General features: G+C 37.4%; 29 protein-coding genes and 1 riboswitch. Of the genes, 15 read left to right on the top strand and 14 right to left on the bottom strand.

The genetic code is table 11. From position 1 onward, the window contains the following. From B1R93_RS23190 to B1R93_RS06905, 6 genes are all read left to right on the top strand, one after another. The coding region (locus tag B1R93_RS23190) for a hypothetical protein (protein ID WP_207634122.1) at window positions 1-383 on the top strand (383 nt) is incomplete at its 5' end. Window positions 384-556: 173 nt separating this feature from the next. Beyond that, entirely contained in the window at window positions 557-922 is a 366-nt protein-coding gene (locus tag B1R93_RS06925; protein WP_088103164.1) for a hypothetical protein, read from the top strand. A gap of 145 nt (window positions 923-1,067) precedes the next feature. Beyond that, entirely contained in the window at window positions 1,068-1,298 is a 231-nt protein-coding gene (locus B1R93_RS06920) for a hypothetical protein (protein WP_088103163.1), read from the top strand. 314 nt (window positions 1,299-1,612) lie between these two features. Further along, window positions 1,613-1,972 carry a P-II family nitrogen regulator gene (locus tag B1R93_RS06915; protein ID WP_088103162.1) on the top strand — a complete coding sequence of 120 codons (360 nt, stop codon included), beginning with the start codon at window positions 1,613-1,615 and terminating at the stop codon, window positions 1,970-1,972. Between the two features lie 6 nt (window positions 1,973-1,978). Next, on the top strand, window positions 1,979-3,292 hold the full coding sequence (locus B1R93_RS06910) for an ammonium transporter (protein ID WP_088103161.1): 1,314 nt from the start codon (window positions 1,979-1,981) through the stop codon (window positions 3,290-3,292). Between the two features lie 105 nt (window positions 3,293-3,397). Beyond that, window positions 3,398-4,321, top strand: a complete 924-nt coding sequence (locus B1R93_RS06905; RefSeq protein WP_088103160.1) for an alpha/beta hydrolase — start codon at window positions 3,398-3,400, stop codon at window positions 4,319-4,321. A gap of 59 nt (window positions 4,322-4,380) precedes the next feature. Here the strand turns inward: B1R93_RS06905 and B1R93_RS06900 are convergent, their stop codons facing one another. The 3 genes from B1R93_RS06900 to B1R93_RS06885 all read right to left on the bottom strand — a co-directional run bounded on the left by B1R93_RS06900 (window position 4,381) and on the right by B1R93_RS06885 (window position 6,632). Next, complete coding sequence (locus tag B1R93_RS06900; RefSeq protein WP_088103159.1) at window positions 4,381-4,647, bottom strand: hypothetical protein; 267 nt, start codon at window positions 4,645-4,647, stop codon at window positions 4,381-4,383. A gap of 493 nt (window positions 4,648-5,140) precedes the next feature. Continuing rightward, the gene (locus B1R93_RS06890; RefSeq protein WP_088103157.1) at window positions 5,141-6,151 is read right to left on the bottom strand and encodes a sodium-dependent bicarbonate transport family permease; all 1,011 of its coding nucleotides are present in this window, start codon (window positions 6,149-6,151) and stop codon (window positions 5,141-5,143) included. Window positions 6,152-6,254: 103 nt separating this feature from the next. Then, window positions 6,255-6,632, bottom strand: coding sequence for a Na-translocating system protein MpsC family protein (locus tag B1R93_RS06885; RefSeq protein ID WP_245308205.1), 378 nt, complete (start codon window positions 6,630-6,632; stop codon window positions 6,255-6,257). Between the two features lie 342 nt (window positions 6,633-6,974). On the opposite strand from B1R93_RS06885, the gene B1R93_RS06880 reads away from it, so the two are divergent. Then, window positions 6,975-7,271, top strand: coding sequence for a hypothetical protein (locus B1R93_RS06880; RefSeq protein ID WP_088103156.1), 297 nt, complete (start codon window positions 6,975-6,977; stop codon window positions 7,269-7,271). Between the two features lie 72 nt (window positions 7,272-7,343). Here the strand turns inward: B1R93_RS06880 and B1R93_RS06875 are convergent, their stop codons facing one another. Together B1R93_RS06875 and B1R93_RS06870 are read right to left on the bottom strand one after the other, a co-directional pair. Then, on the bottom strand, window positions 7,344-8,228 hold the full coding sequence (locus tag B1R93_RS06875; protein WP_483422322.1) for an ABC transporter permease subunit: 885 nt from the start codon (window positions 8,226-8,228) through the stop codon (window positions 7,344-7,346). Continuing rightward, window positions 8,144-9,028, bottom strand: a complete 885-nt coding sequence (locus tag B1R93_RS06870; protein WP_088103154.1) for an ABC transporter ATP-binding protein — start codon at window positions 9,026-9,028, stop codon at window positions 8,144-8,146. The genes B1R93_RS06875 and B1R93_RS06870 overlap by 85 nt, the downstream gene beginning before the upstream one ends. A gap of 166 nt (window positions 9,029-9,194) precedes the next feature. On the opposite strand from B1R93_RS06870, the gene B1R93_RS06865 reads away from it, so the two are divergent. Then, window positions 9,195-9,797, top strand: coding sequence for a TetR/AcrR family transcriptional regulator (locus tag B1R93_RS06865; protein ID WP_088103153.1), 603 nt, complete (start codon window positions 9,195-9,197; stop codon window positions 9,795-9,797). A gap of 20 nt (window positions 9,798-9,817) precedes the next feature. On the opposite strand, the gene B1R93_RS06860 is transcribed toward B1R93_RS06865, so the two are convergent. The 5 genes from B1R93_RS06860 to B1R93_RS06840 all read right to left on the bottom strand — a co-directional run bounded on the left by B1R93_RS06860 (window position 9,818) and on the right by B1R93_RS06840 (window position 13,570). Beyond that, the gene (locus B1R93_RS06860) at window positions 9,818-10,210 is read right to left on the bottom strand and encodes an ectoine synthase (RefSeq protein ID WP_088103152.1); all 393 of its coding nucleotides are present in this window, start codon (window positions 10,208-10,210) and stop codon (window positions 9,818-9,820) included. 77 nt (window positions 10,211-10,287) lie between these two features. Next, a complete protein-coding gene (gene ectB / locus B1R93_RS06855; RefSeq protein ID WP_088103151.1) occupies window positions 10,288-11,571 on the bottom strand; it encodes a diaminobutyrate--2-oxoglutarate transaminase in 1,284 nt (427 codons plus the stop codon). 79 nt (window positions 11,572-11,650) lie between these two features. Beyond that, window positions 11,651-12,088, bottom strand: coding sequence for a diaminobutyrate acetyltransferase (ectA, locus tag B1R93_RS06850; protein ID WP_425348938.1), 438 nt, complete (start codon window positions 12,086-12,088; stop codon window positions 11,651-11,653). Window positions 12,089-12,665: 577 nt separating this feature from the next. After that, on the bottom strand, window positions 12,666-12,788 hold the full coding sequence (locus B1R93_RS06845) for a YfhE family protein (protein ID WP_133058614.1): 123 nt from the start codon (window positions 12,786-12,788) through the stop codon (window positions 12,666-12,668). Window positions 12,789-13,009: 221 nt separating this feature from the next. Beyond that, window positions 13,010-13,570 carry a GNAT family N-acetyltransferase gene (locus tag B1R93_RS06840; RefSeq protein WP_133058627.1) on the bottom strand — a complete coding sequence of 187 codons (561 nt, stop codon included), beginning with the start codon at window positions 13,568-13,570 and terminating at the stop codon, window positions 13,010-13,012. 464 nt (window positions 13,571-14,034) lie between these two features. Between B1R93_RS06840 and recX the strand changes: the two genes are divergently transcribed. Continuing rightward, complete coding sequence (gene recX, locus B1R93_RS06835; protein WP_088103147.1) at window positions 14,035-14,847, top strand: recombination regulator RecX; 813 nt, start codon at window positions 14,035-14,037, stop codon at window positions 14,845-14,847. Between the two features lie 32 nt (window positions 14,848-14,879). On the opposite strand, the gene B1R93_RS06830 is transcribed toward recX, so the two are convergent. After that, window positions 14,880-15,587: a TerC family protein gene (locus B1R93_RS06830; RefSeq protein WP_088103431.1), complete on the bottom strand. Its 708-nt coding sequence runs from the start codon at window positions 15,585-15,587 to the stop codon at window positions 14,880-14,882. A gap of 80 nt (window positions 15,588-15,667) precedes the next feature. Beyond that, window positions 15,668-15,816: riboswitch (yybP-ykoY riboswitch) on the bottom strand. Window positions 15,817-15,970: 154 nt separating this feature from the next. Here B1R93_RS06830 and B1R93_RS06825 point away from each other — a divergent pair. Next, window positions 15,971-16,294: a YfhH family protein gene (locus B1R93_RS06825; protein WP_425348925.1), complete on the top strand. Its 324-nt coding sequence runs from the start codon at window positions 15,971-15,973 to the stop codon at window positions 16,292-16,294. Window positions 16,295-16,403: 109 nt separating this feature from the next. Here the strand turns inward: B1R93_RS06825 and sspK are convergent, their stop codons facing one another. Beyond that, on the bottom strand, window positions 16,404-16,550 hold the full coding sequence (sspK, locus tag B1R93_RS06820) for a small, acid-soluble spore protein K (protein ID WP_088103146.1): 147 nt from the start codon (window positions 16,548-16,550) through the stop codon (window positions 16,404-16,406). 90 nt (window positions 16,551-16,640) lie between these two features. Here sspK and B1R93_RS06815 point away from each other — a divergent pair, with 90 nt between their 5' ends. Next, window positions 16,641-16,907, top strand: coding sequence for a YfhJ family protein (locus B1R93_RS06815; protein WP_088103145.1), 267 nt, complete (start codon window positions 16,641-16,643; stop codon window positions 16,905-16,907). Window positions 16,908-16,960: 53 nt separating this feature from the next. Here B1R93_RS06815 and B1R93_RS06810 read toward each other — a convergent pair whose 3' ends face one another. Next, window positions 16,961-17,941, bottom strand: coding sequence for a metal-dependent hydrolase (locus B1R93_RS06810; RefSeq protein ID WP_088103144.1), 981 nt, complete (start codon window positions 17,939-17,941; stop codon window positions 16,961-16,963). A 98-nt stretch (window positions 17,942-18,039) separates the two neighbouring features. Between B1R93_RS06810 and B1R93_RS06805 the strand changes: the two genes are divergently transcribed. Genes B1R93_RS06805 through B1R93_RS06795 form a run of 3 tightly spaced genes read left to right on the top strand, consistent with a single transcriptional unit; the run spans window position 18,040 to window position 20,209 of the window. After that, on the top strand, window positions 18,040-18,348 hold the full coding sequence (locus tag B1R93_RS06805) for an MFS transporter (protein WP_088103143.1): 309 nt from the start codon (window positions 18,040-18,042) through the stop codon (window positions 18,346-18,348). Window positions 18,349-18,356: 8 nt separating this feature from the next. Next, window positions 18,357-19,448 (top strand): A/G-specific adenine glycosylase, encoded by a 1,092-nt coding sequence (gene mutY, locus B1R93_RS06800; RefSeq protein ID WP_088103142.1) that lies wholly within the window; start codon window positions 18,357-18,359, stop codon window positions 19,446-19,448. Window positions 19,449-19,450: 2 nt separating this feature from the next. Further along, the gene (locus B1R93_RS06795; RefSeq protein ID WP_088103141.1) at window positions 19,451-20,209 is read left to right on the top strand and encodes an SDR family NAD(P)-dependent oxidoreductase; all 759 of its coding nucleotides are present in this window, start codon (window positions 19,451-19,453) and stop codon (window positions 20,207-20,209) included. A gap of 155 nt (window positions 20,210-20,364) precedes the next feature. On the opposite strand, the gene B1R93_RS06790 is transcribed toward B1R93_RS06795, so the two are convergent. After that, window positions 20,365-20,700, bottom strand: coding sequence for a hypothetical protein (locus B1R93_RS06790; protein ID WP_088103140.1), 336 nt, complete (start codon window positions 20,698-20,700; stop codon window positions 20,365-20,367). A 145-nt stretch (window positions 20,701-20,845) separates the two neighbouring features. On the opposite strand from B1R93_RS06790, the gene B1R93_RS06785 reads away from it, so the two are divergent. After that, entirely contained in the window at window positions 20,846-21,898 is a 1,053-nt protein-coding gene (locus B1R93_RS06785; protein ID WP_088103139.1) for a GGDEF domain-containing protein, read from the top strand. Window positions 21,899-21,915 lie beyond the last annotated feature (17 nt).

The following is a 21,915-nucleotide window of genomic DNA, read 5'->3' as shown; positions in this document are numbered from 1 at the left end:
TTCTTCCAGTTGCATTGTTTGTTACGGTAGTCAACACTCTTATTTACCAAGCTGCATATCATTATAATTGGTGGAGAGAACCTGGGCTGTTTGACTGGGACAAAGTCGCAAATATTCCTTGGGTATACAGTGCTTATTTAATAGCAACAATATGGATTTTTAAGTTTACCTACGGAAAATTTATTGTTTATTTAATAACAAACCTAATATTGGATGGTGTATATATATATTTATGGTATCCAATCCAACGAAAACTTGAATTAGCTTCAGGCGAATTGTCACCACATATTACATATTTAATGATGATCGGAGTAGCCCTTTTAATATATGTTTTTCAGATTTGGTATGATAAAGATTCACAAAGTGATAAAGAAACTAACTAAAACTTTCATAATTTCTTCTTAAACTACCATGAAAGTAATGTTATAAATAGTCCTTTGAGGAACCTCAAAGGACTTTTCTAATTGTGAAATGTTACACTTAAAGTAACGAGGCAGGATAATTGAATAACCAAATATTGGTTTAATAATGTTATCCTTTGAGAGAGGTGAAAAAAATGAAAAAAGTAAAGACACTACTATTATTTTTAATTCTTATAGCTATTGTAGGTTGTAGTAATAGTAATGAAAGTGATTTTGAAGGTTCTTCATCTTTTCCTGAGTTTCCTATACCTGTTGAAGCTGAACTTGCTGAGAGTAGAGAAGATGGGTATGAAAAATATCTTTATAATGCGATAGGTAATAACGGAGGTATTAGGGAAGATTATTATGAAATAATCGAAAGTTGGGGATGGGAGATACAAGAAGATTTACAAATGGGTAGCTACTATGTATTTAAAAAAGACGGACAGTTTATAGGTATGACTATTCATGGGTCGAGTGAGGGAGACTTTTTCACAATCAGTGAACACAAAAATAATTAAACTAAAGGGTGCTTATCTGGAATAAGAAATTATACCTTTGTGCAAGAAGGGCTGCTATTCGGCAGCTCCTATTCTTGGTGTATTAAAGGGTAGAAGAGTTAAACTTTGAAAAAAATCCAAAATCGAATAATGGGGAGATAAAAATATGCTATGGAGTATTATTGCAATACCAGTGATTATTATTTTAGGTATTTTTGTCTTTATACTATCTAAAAGTGCCAAGCCAGGGATTAAATTTATGTTATTGGGTTTAAGTATAATATTAGTTGGCGGTATTATTACCGTTGATATTAATTCAAATCTAGGGGGATTTGAATATTTAATGGTACTTATAGGGTTAATAATATCAATTGTTGGTTTTGTGAAAGACAATTAATTTCTTGGCTAACGGCTGCGAGAGTGGAACAAGGAGTTGTCGATATGATTGTCTTGTAGCATGTTGTTCTTGAAGTAAAGGGTACATTAGTAAAATAATAATGGTGAGTTTTAACGTTTGAAAACGCTCAGGATTTAGTCTGAGCGTTTTTACTTGTTATTCATACTAAATTGGTTGCGAAATAGGTGCTAAATATCTAAGGATGGATATAAATTTTCTAAATGTTATTGACACTGACGCATTTATGTCTATAATTAGTGTCATGCCATGTTAGGAAAGCTAACATCTATTATTCTACTTGTGAGGTTAAGAAATTGAAAAAAATAGAAGCGATTATTCGTCCACAAAAATTAACGGAAACGATTAAACACTTAAAAGAAATAGGTATTACTGGTTTTACAGTAAGTCAAGTTGTTGGAAGAGGTCAAGAAGCTGATGGTAAAGGTGTTTATCGAGGTCAAAATTATAAAGTAACTCTCCATCCGAAGGTGAAACTAGAAATTGTGCTATCGGATCATATGGTTGATTTAACAATTAAGTCGATTACGAATGCAGCCCAAACTGGTGAAAATGGCGATGGGAAAATATACGTGTATCCGATTTATGAAGCCTATAATATTAGGAATGGTGAACCTGATACAACGGTCGATGATTTAGTAATGGGAAAGGAGTAACAGGGGATGGAGCTAATTTATTTAAATACGGTATGGATTGTCATTGCAGCAGCAATGGTCATTTTTATGGAAGGTGGATTTAGCTTACTTGAAGCAGGATTGGTTCGTACAAAAAATGCGGTTAACATAACAATGAAAATCTTTGTTGATTTAACGATTGGTGCTCTTGCATTTTGGTTAATCGGTTTTGGGATCATGTTTGGAGATGACGCATTTGGCTTCATTGGAACGAGTTTATTTGCAAATCCAGGGCAAATTGAACTTGGTTTAGAATTACCGAGTGAAGCATTTATTCTATTTCAAATGGGGTTTGCGATTGCGTGTATTTCTATAATTTCTGGAGCAGTAGCAGAGCGAATGAATTTCAAAGCATATATTATTACTGCTGCTCTCATCACGCTTATTGTGTATCCACTCTCAGGTCATTGGGTATGGAGTGAAAATGGATGGTTAGCACAATTAGGAATGCAGGATTTTGCTGGTTCGGCGGTTATTCATGGAATGGGCGGCTTTGCTGCATTAGCGATGGCATGGATACTAGGGCCGAGAAGAGGGCGTTTTAATTCAGATGGAAGTGCAAACGTATTTGCACCGAGTAATATACCTTTAGCTTCTGCGGGTGCATTTGTTTTATGGTTTGGCTGGTTTGGATTTAATGCGGGAAGTACGTTAGATGCCTCGGATGCATCATTAGCAATCATTGCTTTAAATACGATGATGGCTGCTGCAAGTGGTGGAACTGTGGCTCTACTACTAACGATGTTTAAGTATCAAAAGGCTGACCCGAGTATGACTATTAATGGAGTGCTTTCAGGTTTGGTTGCGATAACAGCGGGGTGTGCCTTCGTTGATACATGGAGCGCGATTTTAATTGGGGCCATTGGTGGTGCTATTGTAGTTTATGGCACATTGCTTATTGATGGAATGAAGATTGATGATCCGGTCGGTGCTGTTTCCGTCCACGGCTTAAATGGCGTATTTGGTACGGTTGCTGTTGGATTATTCGATGTACATGCTGGATTATTTACAACAGGTAGCTTTTCGCTGCTAGGTGTTCAATTGCTAGGTGCAATTACGATTGCTTGTTGGGGGTTTCTTGGCGGAATCGTGATTGCGAAAATTGCTCAAGCGACAGTTGGTTTGCGAGCGTCGGTTCGTGAAGAGGAAGAAGGTCTTGACATGGCTTACCACGGGATTCCTGCCTATAATGAACTGGAGAGATTTGCGGATATGCCATCAAGCTTATATGATTTTCAGGAAACGACAGGGATTCAAGTTGCGGGTTCAAACGCTAAAAAAGAGGTTGTTTTAAATAAATAGGTTTAGATTAGGATTACATGTGGCGAGAGCCTTTGTAGTCCTTTTTTGTAGTTGTCGCTCATTTTTTCTATAATGGTTTTAATATCTCAGTAGGGGAGTTAATAAATGAATAACATTGAACACGCAATCCAACAAATTATGAAGGATAAAGTGGCTTTTAGTTGGGAACGAGAAACACAGTCGAATGCGATTAATGAATATCTTCGTTTTTACAACTTAGATATGCCGGTCCAATATCATTCCGGATATATTACGGGTTTGAATGGGGCTCTATTTGTTCAATCATTTCGGCCGATGAATCCACGAGCCATTTGTTTAGCCTTACATGGCTATTATGATCATAGTGGCTGTTTACGTGAGCTCATTCATTTTTTAACAAGCAATCAGGTTCACGTGATTACCTATGATCTGCAGGGGCACGGATTGTCAGAAGGGGAACGTGCATCGATCTTGAATTTCGATGATTATGTAAAGGATTTATCAATGATTATTGACAAATTTATACTGGGGGCGAAAGAGCCAAGGTATTGTATTGCACACAGTACAGGAGCAGCAAATGCATTAAGTTATTTAAAACGCCATCCAATGACTTTTGAGAAAACGGCACTTATTGCTCCTTTAATTAGATCAAATTTATGGTATCCATCCAAGCTAGCTTACACCGTTTTGAATCCATTTGTAAAAGAGATAAAACGAACGATTAAAAAAAGTACATCGAATGAAAGCTATAACCAATTTACAAATCAAGATCCATTACAATATAAAAAAATCCCAACCTCGTGGGTGGGAGCGCTGTATGAATGGTTTGCCAATAATAACAAACGATTAACTTCATATCAACCTATATTAGTCATTCAAGGGAATGATGATACAACGGTTGATTGGCGTTACAATACTGATTTTCTTGCAAAGCATTACCCAAATTCGCACATTATATTAATTGATGGCGCGAAGCATCAATTGTTAAATGAGACATCTCAAATTAGGGAACGTGTTTTTTATTTTCTACAAAGCTACTTTAAGTTTTGAGGTTGAAATGGAGTGTCCCTTAGGCTGAAACGTCAATGGGACACTCTTGGTTAATCGACTTAAAAATCAGTCTGACTTGAATTTTTCTGATTTAGTAATTCGGCTTGACGATAAGCATCCAGCATTCCCCAAATCCACATGATTGGATAGGTAATAAATCCAATGATAATAAAACATAGAAGTGCATTAATAAATTGAATCACCATAAAAGCAATTCCTTTTGCAATTTGTCCGTTATAAATTTGTCCAAGGCCACACCAAAGCGCACTCAACACTGCAGCCAGCCCAGCGTTTTTTAATGGCTGTGGTATTTGGTTATCAGACATTTCAACACCTCATTTCTTCATCTATATAAAATAATTATGTGAAAAGCTGATCGCCTATTCTAGATTTGTAAATAAGGGATGAATTCATAGTATAAAAAAGGCTTCCTAGAAGGTTTGATTTTGAGGGCATTGATAAAGGGTGCTATTCGAGGGGATTGAAAAACTACCTCTTGTAACTCAAAGAGGAAGTAATGGCTCCGCACGTTGCGCGCCCTGCTATGAGAAAACCACTCATAGCAGGGCACTGAAAAAATACTTCTTGTAACTCAAAGAGGAAGTAATGGCTCCGCACGTTGCGCGCCCTGCTATGAGAAAACCACTCATAGCAGGGCTTTCAAAACCAGGCAACGGCTCCGCACATTACTTAAAGGGCACTGAAAAAGGAAAACCCATCCTTTTTCAGTGCCCTATTAGGAAGCTTTTAGTTTTAATCTCATTTGCTAATAGTGGGTGTTCACGTAGTAGTCTAGGCTGCTCAGATAGCTACGCTAGTTTAACTGAATAACCATTGAGATAATGTGTAAAATACAGGAATTCCGATTGCTAAATTAAATGGAAAGGTTATTCCTAGAGCTAGCCCGAGATAAATCGATGGGTTTGCGTCAGGTACGGATGCCCGCATAGCAGCTGGAGCAGCTATATAGGAAGCACTCGCTGCAAGAATTCCTAGTAATGTTGCCCCTCCGACTGAAAGTCCAATTAGTCCAGCGAGAAGGACACCGATAATTCCGTTAAAAATCGGCATAGCAACTCCGAATGCGATTAAAGGAAAACCGTGTTCGCGTAAGCCGGAAAGCTGTTGTCCAGCGACAAGTCCCATATTTAATAAGAACAAAATCAACACACTTGGATACAGGTCAATAAAAAATGGCTTAATAATATCTACACTTGTTCCAGCTGTTGCGTATCCGATGAATAAACTAATCGTTAATACATAAACACTTTTACCTAAAAGACTTTCTTTTAAAACCTCTTTATTTAATAAAGAAGGGAGAGAATGAACAAACCCTACTTTTTGGTGTGGAACTTGATATGATGCTGGTTTGTTTAGTAAATGAAGAAGCATAAGAGAAATAAAGATTGCTGGTATTTCTAATAAAACAACTAATCCACTCATATACCCTTCGTATGGCACATTTAAATTCTCAAGAAAAGAAAGGCCTGCTCCGAATGTGACAATGCTCACCGAGCCATAGGTTGCTGCTAGAGCGACTGAATTTTTTAAATCGAGCTTTAAGGCTTTTCTTAGAAAAGCTAGAACAACAAAGGGGATAAAACATCCTAAAATTAATGCTGCAATTATTGGTTGGACAAGATCACTTAATGGGTACTTGGATAATTCAATCCCGCCTTTTAGACCGATGGCAATTAATAAGTAAAGGCTTAAAGCATCGCTAATGCTTTTAGGGATCTCTAGGTCTGAGCGTAAAATCGATGCGATTAATCCTGCTGCAAAAAATAAAACGGCTGGTGTTAAAAAGTAATTTAAAATCATTTCAAACATTCAAAATTCCTCCTTTTGCGTATAAAAAAACCAGCTTTACGTCGTGACGTGAAAGCTGGTTTATCGTCTTCCATTTCTGAAAGAGCAATCTCCCAATAGGGTGTTATATGTTTAGTTTTTGTTCAAGCTGTTCTTCCATTGTAAAAATGATAATACGTTCACCTGTAATAGTACTAATGTCAGTATGGAAACTATTCGTCGAAATACCTGTAAGGTTAGTTATCAGTTCTTTTAACTGGTCACTACCCGACTCGATTAACTCGGAACGTATTGATTTAACAGATGAAATTCCTGAGGCTGTTGTAGCGACAGACTTTTCAGCTGGGGTTAAAATCCCTTTTAACTGAACGATAATTAAATTTCTCAAAATATCAGTTTTAACTTGTAAAGGTCCTCTACCTAAATATTCTTTTTCCCATTGCGTTAATGCTTTACTAATATCAGCTTCGAGTTGTCCTTTAGTCATGTTGGTGTTGTTCATCAGAGGTCTCCTTTCCAAGCAATAAAAAAGGTATACCCATTATATATAAGAAGGTATACCGACCATTTTACATCAATTCTTTCCTTAATAACAATTACCCTCATTTTATGCCTGCAAGAGATATCTTTCAGTCATACGATGCTGGTAATTATGAAAAAGAAAGAACTTACATAAGAAGTTTCGGAACGATAATTTGTTACAATAATTATAAGTGTAAATTAGGGAATTGTCAATCTCTATTTGCACAATAGCATTTTAATAGACAGTGTCTGAAACATTAAACTTGATTCTCGTCCTAAAGTTTGTATAGTAATAGATAAGAAGAAAAGGGGGGAAAGAGGCATGAACCTATATAAAGCACATTTTGTTCATCCGTATACCCAAGTACCTTTGATTGTTTATTTCAATGAACGTGATGGTCTTGTAACGTTTGAAAAAGATGAAGAAATTTTAAAAGTAATTTTTCAGTTGAAACAAGATTTATTAACAAATGATGATTTTAAGCAAAACTTAGATCAAGCTACAAATATGTGTAATACACAGTATCCTGTTGATACGTTTAAGGATGTGTATGAGTTCCTTGATAAATTAGGAATCGAATCTACTGATATACAATTTAAGCAAGTGTTTGTTCATTAGTGTCCATTAGGGTGATTCTGCCCTTAGGACACTGTGAAATTACATACGAAACTAAAGTGATTTCTTCTTGAATTATAAAGGAAGGTCACGCCTTATGAAGTGATAGATTGCTATTGTATATAAAATAACTGAGCTAATTAGATAAATTAAAATGGACACTAGCCATTCTTCCTCTCCTTTTGCTATTCCAGAAGGATTAAAAAGAGAGAAGAAGGTTAAAGAACGCATGAACTCAAATTTATCTGAAAGCCTCCCTAATAAATCGAGACTATATAAAAGAACCGTTACACTTGCCGAATAGCCAATTGCCTTTTTATCATCCGAGAAAATAGTTGAGAACAGAAAACAATAGCTACTAATCGAAACAAACAACAAAATCCCGACTATATTCATCATTAAAAATGGTCCAGTTTGTAAAGCGAGTTTTTCTAAAAATAGCAATTGTCCTAACCATGTAAACAAATACGAAATGAACGTGATGAGGAAGATACCTGATAGAAGAACAGCAGACTGTGTTAAAGCAAGTTGTTTACGAGATATCGGTATCGCTAATAAAAATGCCATAGATCCTTGTGAAACGAACCGAGCGATTAATTTCGTTGAAGTCGTAATAGTGAAAATTGATAAAAGAAGTAAGTAAATCATTCCGTAATATTGTCCAGCTAAGAAATCACTTAATTCACTAAGACCTTCAATTCCGAAAGCAGCTAATAACGATTCAGGATATAGATCTAATAGCTGGTGGAATTCAGCTGAATCTGCAAAGCTTGGGAAGATAGATATAACCATTAAAATATAAAGGCCTGAACCGATTCCATAGCCTAAAATGCTTTTTGTAGAAGCTTTCATCATTTGTTTATATAATGTAAGGTTCATTGTTCTTGCTCCTTTCCATAGTAGCCTAGAAAGATGTTTTCTAGACTTTCTGCTTGCATAGAAAGATCGGATACATCGCAAGAATGAAGTAATTGTAAAAACTCCTTCATATTTCCTTGAACAATAATTTCAATCGCTCGATCGTGTAATCTTTTTGTAGGAAAAGAACTGGTTAAGATTTTGTTAAGATCTGAATCAGTTGCAACAGATACATGAAAAGTTTTGCGTTGTTTTTTTCGGATTGTGTCAATTTGGTCATTTTCGACAATTTGACCGTCTTTGATAATCATGACTCTGTCACATGTTTTTTCAATCTCCTGAAACATATGAGAAGACATAAAAATTGTTTTTCCACGTGATTTTTCCTCTAGAATTAATTCTACGAAGCGTTGCTGCATAAGTGGGTCAAGACCTGATGTTGGTTCATCAAGAAGATAGACTGCCGGATCATGCATAAAAGCAGCTACGATTCCTACTTTTTGTTTCATTCCTTTTGACATTTTCCTTATTGGTGTGTGTATATCAAGCTCTAGACGTTCAATTAAATCCTTTTTACGCTTTAGATTCATTAATTGCCGCATGCTTTGGATGAAATCAAGAAACTGTGTCCCGGTCATATCATCGAAAAAAGCAATTTCTCCTGGTAAGTAACCAACAACCTCTTGTACTTTAGGTGCTTCAATCCAACAATCTAGGCCGTGAATTTGGGCTGAACCTTTATCCGGCTTCAAAAATCCCATTAGGTGTCTTGTTGTGGTTGACTTTCCTGCTCCGTTTGGTCCTAAAAAACCAAACACTTCTCCCTCTGCAATCGAAAAAGATACATCTGAAATCCCTTTCCCGTTTTTAAATGTCTTTGTTAACTGCCTTGCATTGATCATACACCACACCTCTACTATCCTTAGAAGTTTTGAAATATTTTAATATTAATCTTTCAAAAATATCTTATTTGCTTTTAGTATTGAAGTCAATACTTTTTGAAATATTTAGGTTTTTATCTTTCAAAACTTTTTGATAAAATGGACTAAGACATGAGGAGGGAAGGGAATGGACGGCTTTATAAAAAGAACGGAACAAAAGAAAATAAACATTGAGAAAGCAGCATTGGATTTGCTAATAGAGGGAGGCGAGTCATCCCTTCGTGTAGAGGATATTGCAAAGCTAGCTAACGTTTCTCAAGTAACCATTTATAATTATTATGGAAGTAAGCAAGGGTTGTTAATTGAGGTCATAAAACGATATCTAAAGGAGCAACAAGCTGAATTCAAAGCGTTAATTGAGAATAAAGATATTTCGTTTGCTGAGAAGCTTCGGTTTTTATTAATAAAAAAAAGACAAGGCCAGAAGCTAATTGATAGTCAAGTGTTAGCTTCGATATTTGCTGAACATGGAGAATTATATGCGTATGCTGAAACGTTCTATCAGGAGGTTTCACTGCCGCTTTTAGTTAATCTGATCAAACAGGGGAGAGAGGAGGGCTACATTAGAAACGAATTGTCGGACGAAACGATATTATTATATATGGAGCTGTTGAAAAGTGCGATTGAACAAAATTATCATAAATTAGTCGGCCACTCCGACAAACTAGCCGAAGAGATGACTAATCTATTTTTTTATGGAATATTAAACAAAAAAGAAGAGAACCAGTGAGGTTCTCTTCTTCGTTTTAATTAATCTTCATCTACTGGGTACACACCGTTTTCATCATGAACTTCACGTCCAGTAATTGGTGGGTTAAACACACAAACCATACGCATATCAGTATCGGGATGAGCGCGAAGAAGGTGCTCGTCATGCTCGTCTAATGCATAAATCATATCTTTTTCAATTGGCCAAACCTTATTGTCTTTTAACGTGACAACTTCACCTTTACCTTCGATGCAATAAACCGCTTCTAAGTGATTTTGGTACCAAATGTGAGTTTCAGTCCCAGCTTTAATAATCGTATCGTGAACAGAGTAACCCATGCCATCTTTTTTTAGTAATAAACGACGGCTGACCCAGTTACCTCCATCTACTTCTTGCTCAGTACCGACAACATCTTTTAAAGATATAACTTTCATATTATGACCTCCAGTATAATAGCTTGTTCGTTCATCTCAAAAAAGAGGGAGCGACCATATGTCGCTCCTAGATATTTTTAGGATGTGACAGGTTGTTTTGATGCAACAACGGCTTTAACACTTTGTTCTAAAATTTCAAGACCTTTTTCAAGACCTTCATCATCAATTGTTAAAGGTGGGAATAGCTTAAATACTTCATCCTCAGGTCCTGAAGTCTCCATAATAAGTCCACGTTTAAATGCTTCTGCTGCAACCTCGGAAGCAAGCCCTTCAACTCCTGAAGCAATACCAACCATGTATCCACGGCCTTTAGCTTCACCTTTAAGTTCAGGGTAGTCAGCAACGATTTTCTCTAAGAAACTAAAGATACGTTTAGAATTCTTTTCAATATTCTTTTCGAACTTATCATCCTTCCAATACGAAAGGGCAGCTGTTGCTGTAATGAATGCATGGTTGTTTCCGCGGAACGTACCATTGTGTTCACCTGGAGCCCAAATGTCAAACTCAGGCTTGAATAGTGTGATTGCAAGTGGTAATCCATAACCACCAATTGATTTTGACATACAAACGATATCAGGTTTGATGCCAGCTTTTTCAAAGCTAAAGAATGTACCAGTACGACCAACACCAGCTTGAACGTCGTCGACAATTAGCAGAATACCCCAACGCTTACAAATCTCTTCGATTCGTTTCAGCCACTCGAAACTTGCAGCATTAATACCACCTTCACCTTGGACTGTCTCGAGAATCATTGCAGCTGGAATGGCAACCCCACTTCCGTTGTCTTCTAGGAAGCGCTCGAGATACTCCAGAGTGTCGAGTCCATCATTGACAAAACTGTCATAAGGCATTGTTACAACGTTGTGTAAAGGAATTCCTGCACCTTTTCGTTTGAATGAGTTTCCTGTAACTGATAAAGAACCGATTGTCATACCATGGAAACCATTTGTGAAGCTGATAACATCCGTGCGTCCTGTTACTTTTCGTGCAAGCTTTAGTGCACTTTCAACAGTATTTGTACCTGTTGGTCCAGGGAACATCACTTTATAGTCTAAATTACGAGGCTTTAAGATGACGTCATTAAATGTAGTAAGAAACTCAGCTTTTGGTGCTGTAGCCATGTCTAATGAGTGAGTAACACCATCATTTAAAATGTAATCTACAAGCTTTTCCTTCATTAATGGGTCGTTGTGTCCGTAGTTTAGTGCGCCAGCTCCTGAGAAGAAATCAATATACTCATTACCGTCCTCATCCCACATTTTATAGTTCTTTGCTTTTGTAAATACAGTTGGGAAACTACGGATGTAGCTGCGTACCTCAGATTCTAATTGTTCAAATATATTTAAATTTGTTTTACCCATGTTTTAATTTCCTCCTAAATACTTATACCGCGTATAGGTATTTTATTTGTTGTGCAACAGGTAGTACTTTATTCGTTTCTTACTTTTTTAATGGACCAACTCTAAATGTTAATTCTTCCTCGTGATTGTCACCAGGGAATAACTCTTCTGCAAAGCAGTCTTTTACTTCACATTTTGTATCGTGGTCTTTTGCAAGTCGACGGAATAAAGATTGCGATGCTTGGTTTGAAGGTGTAATTGTAGCCTCGACATAGCGAACGTCTTTACATCCTTCACGGCTTATTAACTCATTTAATATTTTTGATGCTAATCCTTTTCCTCGTTGAGAAGGATCAACTCCGATTTGCCAAACAAAAACTACATCCTGTTGCTCTGGAGGGATGAAAGCAGTGACAAAGCCCACAAGTTTATCACCTTCTTTTGCAACAACACACGTTTCTGAGAAAAACTCACACATCATAATGTACTTATACGCAGAGTTCTGGTCGAGTGTTGAATTGTTAACCAATTCCCACATCGCTGCACCATCTTCAACAGTTGGCTTTTCTAAGCGAACGGAATCTAAAGTTTCGGCAGGTGCGGTTGCTATTTGATTATTAATGTTCATTTCCTCCTTCAAAAATCCTTTTATTAGAAGATAAGAAGTGAAAGCTAATGTTAGCTCTAGTAACACGATATATGAAAGCTCTTTACTAAATAGACTAGAGCTCATCGGAACTGACTAATCACTTTAACTTATCTCTGTTCTGTTATTAATCATATAAGGATGTTGAAGTGAAGGCAAATAAGGTTAACAAGGATTAACAGGCTTTATTCGGGCTAAGATGGATTCATTGCAAGTAAGAGTCTACGGTTGTTGAATTTGCTTCCAAATCGTAAGGGATTCTTACAAATTGAAAAGATTTATGAAAAAAGCCTAAAGGGAAAAATGACCAAAACCCTAGGTATTCCAAGGGTTTTGGTGGATTTATAAAAAATCGAAAAAAAATTAAAAGAACATGCACAAAAACCCATTTTTAAGGTGTACATGTTCAGAAATCCACTTTATTCTGCTGTATTCTACGTTTTTCTTTACAATTCGTCATTACGATGTTTTACGATTTTCTTTGCATTCCTGCTGCTCGATCGGCAGCTCTAAATTCTGCACCGTAATGAACCTCTTGTGCTTTTTTTAAAGTTCGTCTTTCATCCTGACTTTTACGTTTTTTATTATCCAACTTAATCGCCTCACTTTTCTTCTTGATAAGATTAGTTTGGACAAAAGATAGAAAATTATTCCTAGTTTAGCGAAAATGGTGCCCGCGTCATTTGGAGTGCGCTGAAAAAGGATGGGTTTCCCTTTTTCACGCACTCTGCTTTTCCCTTTTTCAGCGCCAGCGTCGTGGACAACATACGAAAAACCACCCAAGAAAAAACCTCCGGGTGGTTAAACGAGCATTTAAGCTTCTTTTGCGTCTAGATTTGTAGCCTCATCTTGATGAGTTCTCATCATATGAAGGTGATATTGATCTTTTTCAATTTGAAAAAGATTGTAGATGTTATCCTGATTATTAATTTGATTATAAATATCCTGACGGAGTTCATTCGCTAGAGTACAGTATGGAAGCTTATTTGCAGCCATGTAAGAACGAACATTTTCTTTCCGAATTCTCATAAACACTGTTTGAATGTCACAGGAAAAAAATAGCTCATCAAAGAAAGCATCCTTCGCTAATTTATTATAGCCTTTTCCAAAGTAAGGTTTTCCGATCCAAGTGCCAAGAAATCCGCTTCTATCTGAAACGTCAAATAAATTAATTGTTCCAATTGGTGCACCCCATTCATCCACGATTGTTCGAGAAATAAGCTCGCCGCGTTCCTCCGCTTCAATCGTTTGTTTTGTTAAAAAGACATATTCATCGTATGAATAAGCTTTCTGGCGTACATATGGGAACACAGCAGGATCCACTAACAAATCGTAAAGAGCATGGCAATCTGCGACGTCTCGTTTCTTTAAAATCATGAAAAGCCCTCCTTTTTTAGAGGGCAGAATGGGTCCACCCTCGAATTTAATAATCTTGCATATCAAATTCGGGGTGGGAATCGAACCCACTAGAACCAGCTATGCTGGTGACGCACCAATTGTCTTCCCAATTGCTTATATAATTGAATATATCGCTATATTATGCGATATGGAGTGATTATGTGCATGAAAAAACTGTTTCATTGAATAATTCGCTAAGATTCTCTTGAATCCTTCTATATATTAAATGTTTTAATCGTAAAAAGATACTCTTTTTTATTAACTTTTTGTGAAAAATTTTCAGCTGTTAGGAATGTTTGCTTATAATATCGTTCAGAGCTACTGTCTGACACAATGACCTTTAATTAAATGATACATAGTACTGCAATTACGATCTTCATTAGTTCACTCCTTCATAGTATGCTAAGTATATATCTCCATTATAATAAGGGAGGAACAGGATGGCGAAAATCACAAAAATTTCTGTGCAAAAGCGTAACAAGCAGCGATATAGCATTTATCTTGATTCTGGGACTGGAGAGGAATACGGCTTTAGTATTGATGAAGATGTTCTGATTAAGTATGGATTGAAAAAAGGACAAGATATAGATGAAGAGGAAATTAAAAAAGTGGCGGCGGAGGATGAACGAAGGAAGACATACCATCTAGCCATACACTTTCTTTCCTATCGGATGAGATCCGTGTTAGAGCTACAACAATACTTAGAAAAAAAGGAACGACAACAAAAGGATATTGCTGCGGTGATTGAAAAACTGAAAGAGGAGAAGCTTCTAGATGATGTTGCGTTTGCCGAAGCTTACGTTCGTACGAAAAAGAACACAATGATGAAAGGCCCTTTGAAATTAAAGCAGGAATTAAAACAAAAAGGAGTGCCTGAGCTTGCAATTGAACAAGGATTATTGCACTTCTCGTTTGAAGACCAGTTAGTTCAGCTGCAAAAGTGGCTTGATAAACAGAAAGACCGACAAGGAAAAGACTCGATCCAAGCTTATAAAACAAAGTTAGCACAGCGTTTAATTGTGAAAGGTTTTGACCGACAAGCGATTGAAGAGGCGATGGCAACTGTTGTATTTGAAGAAAATGAGGAAGAAGAATGGGATGCACTAGTTTATCAGGGGGAGAAGTTAAAAAGAAAATACAGTAAAAAATACGAGGGATGGGAATATCGTCAACGAATTAGACAAGCATTGTTTAAGAAGGGATTCTCAATAACAGGGATTGAAAAGTTTATTGAGGAGGAGCGCAATGAATAATGCACTCCTCCTAATCTTTTTACATAGAATATCTAGGTTCCAAGTTGTTTTAAAGACTCATTCTTTGTTTCTTCTTCAGTAAGTAATTCCTTTTCTTTTAATGCTTTAGTCTGTTTATATTTACCTAAAGAGATAACTCCAGCAATAACAAGAAATTCAAATCCATACTTAAGGAAAGGATTTGCAAAGACGTCATGTAAGAATGGCTCACTTACAATCATTTTTGATGCCGTCCAAGCTAGTACCCCGGCTCCGATGACGACAATAACTGGGAAACGTTCAATCCATTTTAAAATTAATGTGCTTCCCCACATTACAATAGGGACAGAAATCAATAAACCAATGACAACTAATAAAAAGTTACCGTGAGCAGCCCCTGCAACAGCGAGTACATTATCCAAGCCCATTAACGCATCAGCAACAATAACCGTTCGAACAGCAGCCCAAAAATTATCTCCTGCTTTTACATTATGATCCCCATCATCTGTTAGTAGCTTATAAGCGATAATAACTAATAATAGCCCCCCAACTAACAATAAGCCTGGAATTTGTAATAACCAAACAACGGCTAAAGTGGCAACGATTCGAATGGCAATTGCACCTAATGCTCCCCATAAAATAACCTTTTTTTGTTGATGGGCTGGCAAATTTCTTGCGGCTAACCCAATTAGTATCGCATTATCGCCAGCTAGAACTAAGTCGATAACGATGATTGCAAGAAGAGCTGTTAAAAACTCCATTTCCATTAAGGGTTCCTCCTAGTTTAGTAGATTAATGTATTAAAAATGCAACGTTAATGTCGCATGAGTTTTTGTGAAAGGAACACAAAAAAGCGAGATCTCTGCCAAGGATCTGGCAAAGGTCTCGCTAAACATACGTTTATGTCAACAAAACCGATGGATGCAATATCCATGTAATGACGACTTTGTTTCAGGTTATAACCTGACGCTACTCCCCTTTACGAAGGAAAAAAATTCTATAAAATTGTGTGTTTGAATTATATCAAAAACCTCCGGAAATGGGAAGGTTTTTTAGGAATGTCTTGATGCTTAATTGAGATTACAGGAAATGAATCTGTTATAATATAGGCGAGATATTTAAATAGAAGAGGGGTAAAATCGTAGTGGACAAGCGTTTTAGTGAAATGGATGAGTTTGAATTAAAAAACGAAATTGCAAAGTTAAATGAAAAGGCTAAAAAGGCTGAACAATTAGGAATGATGAATGAGTTCGCTGTTTATGAAAGAAGGACGCTCATTGCAAAAGCATACTTATTAGAACCAAATGATTTTAAACCTGGACAAACGTATAGCATGGTTGACGGTGATTCGAGTTTTCAGATTTCTTATATGAATGGGCACTTTGCCTGGGGGTACCGCAATAATGGTACAGCGTTAGAAGGCATCCCAATTTCACTCTTAAAGTTAAATGAAGTGGAGAAGCACTGAATGCCTCTCCAAATTTGATGAGACCGATAAGATTTGATCACCATTGTTTTGAAGGAATGTATTGTATGGTTACTCTCCTACCCATAGTACTGCTTTATTTACTGAATCTTTATAGTGGATCCTTTGAACGTGCCATTCGTTCTTGAGGTTTAGTGTTTATAGACCCATCAGGACGTTTTGAAGCATTCTCTTCTTTTGCCCGTGGTTCTCCCGAAAAAGAAATGCGCTCAGGAAAGCCTTTCTCTTTGTTTCTCATTGGTGAACCCCCCTTCAAATCGGCTCAATTATAGTATGAGCCTAAGGTTACACACTATAAGGTAAATAAATTGTTAAAGGAGGTAATTAAATGGAAGATCGATTTGAACGATTGACGGACCAATTGCTTAACATCAATCCAAAATTGACGTACGGACAAGCAAGAACGTGGGTGGAAGGTCTTTGGGAAGATTTTGAGACAACCCGAGCTAAGGCGGGAAGACCTTATCGAGGACAAGATACGACCGAGCAAATTGTTTCAAAATGGCTAAACCAATACGGACCTTTTTTGGATCAATATTCTTCAAAAAAGGATAAGTTTGCTCATTTAAATAAAGATGATCATACAAAGCATTAAAAAAACTAGCTCGGGTGCTCCAAGCTAGTTTTACATATGTGAGCTATTAACACTTAATCGGTCACAACGTTTAATTTCTTTTGTAATGTCTCTTCGCTAAATACCCACCCTGTATACGAGCTAACGACATTCAAATGTTCATCAAGCTGAACAATAGCAACAAACGGATAATGCCCCTTGCTTCGGTAACGTAAATCGACAAAGCGAACTTCGGTAACATCGTCTTTCTCCTCGATTTCCCAACGATAGGTTGGTGAGAAAGAGAGAAATGCATCTAAATTTGGATCCGTTTTTGCAGCATTGATAATAGGGTTATCAGGAATCGGATCAAATGAGTAATGCTCAAAATAATTTATTTTATTTTGTCTTGATTCAGCAACATATAGCCTATCTGGTGTCCGAATAACAAGATGCCATTGAAACCAACGAATCGTCGGTGAAACAAAAATATGGGTTGCGTTAGGATGTAGCTTTCTAGCGTGTTTGACGACTCTTTGCTTTTCGTAAATACGCCATAGATAGTATAAGAAAAGCACAACGTATATGAGTAGAAAGGTCTGACCTGGATGACTTCCTAAAGCCCACATCGCGATCCCACCTAAATGAGCAAAGAAAATAAATGGGTCAAAAATGTTGATGGCGCCTAAGGCGATCCAGCGATAGGAGATGGGGCGTAACGCTTGAGTACCATATGCATTGAAAATATCAACAAATACGTGAAGAAACACAGCGATAAATGCCCAAAGAAATAACGTTTGCCACTGAACCTGAGGCACGAAAAACGTAATACCTGCAGTTATAAGGATAGGCCAAGCAAAAACAGCAGGGATAGAGTGAGTTACACCACGGTGGTTTCGGATATAAACCGCGTTGTTCCGGAGTTTTAACACCGTATCAAAATCCGGTGCTTGTGAACCAATTAGTGTTGCAAACATAACGGAAGATTGCATGATGGGGTCATTTGCAACAACGGGATCTAGAGTTGCTAAGCCACCTAGAGCAATCCCCATGACAATATGCGTCCCAGTATCCATAAAACGAAAAAACCTCCTTTTCGGTAAATAACTCGAACTCGTGTTATAGTTTATTTATACCCGATTTGACTGTGATTAAAAAGAGGAGTTCTGAGTTCATGACAAAAGCTTTACAAATTTTCATGGAGTATAAAGTAATTGAACAAAAGATTAATGAATATGAACAAGCAATGGAGCGCGTTTTAACTGAGCTTCCTGAGTTTGGAGCAACAAATATTCAATGGTTTGTTTCAGAGGAACAGCCTTTTTTGTATGTAGAAATGTATGAAGTTCCCACTTTTGCACATTATCATGCTTTAAAGAAATTACGTCGGTCTGAGGAGCATCATATATTTGGAGAAATTGCTGCTTATATTGACGGAGGAATAGAAAAAATTCATTGTTGGGCTTTTCAACGTAAGGAGTAGGAGAAAAGATGGGGAATCACGAACAGCTAAGAAATTTTGACATTCATGGATTTCAAACGTCTCTTGTCAGTTGGTTCATTGAAAACCAACGCGAACTCCCGTGGCGAGAAAGTAAAGATCCATACCGTGTTTGGGTGTCAGAAATTATGCTTCAGCAAACAAGAGTCGATACGGTTATCCCTTATTATACACATTTCATGAGAGAATTTCCTGATGCCAAATCGCTTGCTTATGCGGAGGAGGAGCGAATTTTAAAGGCTTGGGAAGGACTTGGATATTATTCGCGTGTACGAAATTTGCAAACAGCTGTACGTGAAGTGGTTGAGCAATATAATGGTCACGTTCCTGATACAAGAGAAGAAATATCAACGCTTAAAGGGGTCGGTCCATATACAGCTGGGGCGATATTAAGTATAGCTTATGGAAAGCCCGAACCAGCCGTTGATGGGAACGTCATGCGTGTTCTCTCACGCGTTCTACTCATTAGAGAAGATATTGCGAAAGCAAAAACTAGAAAGCTATTTGAGGATATCCTATATGAGTTAATTTCAAAAAAAGATCCATCTTCTTTTAATCAAGGCTTAATGGAATTAGGCGCGTTAGTATGTACTCCAACGTCACCGGGGTGTTTATTATGTCCTGTTCGGACGCACTGTTCGGCGTATGAAGCGGGTGTTCAGCAAGAGCTACCTGTAAAGGCGAAGAAGAAGAAGCCTTCTGCGAAACAAATGGCAGCTTTAGTGCTTAAAAATGAAAAGGGACAGGTCTTAATTGAAAAACGACCAGACAATGGCTTACTTGCTAGGCTATGGCAGTTCCCGAATGTAGAAACAGCCTCTAAGGGAGAAGAACAGAAAACGGAGTTGAAGCGTGAGGTTGACGATAAATTTAAGACAAGCATTACGGTCGGTATGGCTATTCAATCCGTGCAACATGTGTTTTCTCATCTAATATGGGATATTACCGTTTTTGAAGGAACGGTGAATGAAAAGATTCATGAGTCTGAAACGAGAAAATGGGTGGACTGGAATGAGATTGAACAATTTGCGTTTCCAGTGTCACATCAAAAGATTATCGAAGCAAATCGGGAAATGAGGTAGCTATGGATTTAGGATTAAAAGATCAAGTGGTTTTAATTACTGGAGGATCCAAAGGGATTGGACGAGCTATTGTAGAGGCCTTTCTTGAAGAAGGAGCAAAGGTAGCGATTATTGCTAGAAATCAACAGACATTAAACGATTTGACTACGGTTCTTCCAAATGTAGTTGCGATCCGAGCAGATGTGACCGTAGCGAGTGAGCGAGAAAGTTCTCACGAACAAATCGTAAATACACTTGGGCCCATTGATATTCTCGTTAATAACGTCGGAGGCAGCAACGGAACAACGGTGGCTGAGACTCAATTAGAAGAATTTCATACAGCTTTTGAGCTGAATTATTTTTCAGCCGTTCATTTTAGTAAGCTTGTGTTACCTTCAATGAAAGAGAAAAAACGTGGAGCCATTATTAATATATCGTCTATTTTCGGCAGGGAGTCCGGTGGGAAACCGACCTATAATAGTGCAAAGGCTGCTATGATTAGTTTTACTAAATCATTAGCTAATGAAGTCATTAGCGAAGGAGTTAGAGTAAATGGAGTAGCACCTGGTTCAATTTTACATCCAACAGGTAATTGGCAGCGAAGATTAGATGAAAACCCGGAAAAGATTAATAAGTTTGTAGAAGCTGAAATCCCTGCTGGCCGGTTTGGAACAGCAAAGGAGGTAGCAAATGTGGTGGTTTTTCTCGCTTCAGACAAAGCAAGTTGGGTTGTTGGAGCGACAGTGAATGTTGATGGAGGACAATCTAGATCCAACTTTTAATAAAGTCGCTACATTCAACTGAGTAGACGGTGAGAAAGTCACGCTAGGAAGCAGTAACGGCTCCGCACATTGCTTAGGGGCCATTGAAAAAGAGAAAAGCACCCTTTTTCAATGGCCCCCGAATGTAGCACAGAGTTTTGGACGCCTCTTTTGAACTATTGATCATCATTAATGAGATGAATTTCTTTTATTTTTTCCTTCGTTTCTGGGGTGCCTAATTGATATAATGCTTCATAGACATCATTTAAACCACGTTGAAAATCATCTTTGTCTTTATCCACTTTTCCATCATCAAAATGACGAAACGTAAATAAGTTTCCTAATTCTACATCATGTGATTGTACTTCATGAAGCAGGTCTTCCAATGCTTTTTTTTCAGTTGGGGTTGCTTCGATTTCATATTCAATAAGCTGGCCATCTCCAATTCTTGTTGGGCTGATCGTTTCCATGCTTATTGGATTAAGGTTCACATAATATCTAGATTTTTCCATGTAAAGTACCCCCTTTTACTTGTCTTTTCAGTATTAAAGTACCCGGTAGTGACGCTCCTTATCCGAACCTGATAATGAATAGTGTTGCAAGTTAAATGTTATTAAAAGGGATATAATATGAAACGTTATAGAAAGGAATATGTGAATGTTGCTTAAAATGCTAGCGAGTGTAGCTGTGTTAACATCCTTTATTTTTGTCGGGGGGTATTTAGTCAAAGAGAAACCAATCTATGATAATCCCTCTCTTAAAGCAAAATGGGTTTTTGGTATATTATGTGGATTCATTGGTGTGCTATTAATGTTATATGGAATTAGCTATGGAGATGTTCGACTTGATTTGCGTTATTTACCTATATTACTTTCAGCGTTACTTATGGGCTTTTCGCCTGCGGTCATTTCAGCGACTATTATTGGTGTTTTTCGTTTTCTCTTTTGGAGTAGCGGGTATACCGCAATTATCGGCTTTTTTACTGTTATGATGGTTGGGGTTGGCGCAGGTGTTATTGGCCTGTACGTAAAAGGGTATTCATTGAAAAAATGGAGTGCTCTTGTGTTATACGGAGCGGTGATTGGAAATTTTACCATGTACGTCGTTAATATGAATATTCTCGTTCATATCATCTATACCATCCATTATGTAGCAGGCGGTTATTTGCTTTATTTTGGTTTCACCTATATTAACCAATCGAACAAGCTTTACCGCAAAGCCAAAGCTGAGGCGCAAACCGATCACTTAACAGGACTTGGGAATATGAGGAACTTCACAGCTTCATTAAATGAATTACTTCGAAGTAAAGAGCATATGCCTGTCTCTTTGCTTATAGTAGATATTGATCATTTTAAATCAATTAATGATCAATATGGTCATCTTGCAGGAGACGAAGTGTTAACGAACTTTGCTCGCTTGTTGATTAAAGGCTCTCGAGCTGAGGATCTTGCATTTCGCAATGGTGGAGAAGAATTTGCTGTCATCATGCCTGACTGCTCAAAGGAAACGGCTTTACAAATAGCAGAAAATATTCGGGAGCTCGTTGAAAATAGAACGTTTCATGTAACGAATAAAGATATAACAGTCACAACCTCAATTGGCGTCGCGACGCAGGAGAAAGAATGTATTCATTATAAAGAATTGTATCAAAAGGCAGATAAAGCCCTGTATAAAGCGAAGCGTTCAGGAAGAAATCGCGTTTATTCATAAAAAGACATCCTCAGTAT

Source organism: Halalkalibacter urbisdiaboli, from assembly GCF_002156385.1.
In the GTDB taxonomy this organism is placed as follows: Bacteria; Bacillota; Bacilli; order Bacillales; family Bacillaceae_D; genus Halalkalibacter_A; species Halalkalibacter_A urbisdiaboli.
This window is presented reverse-complemented; position numbering and strand designations above follow the sequence as displayed.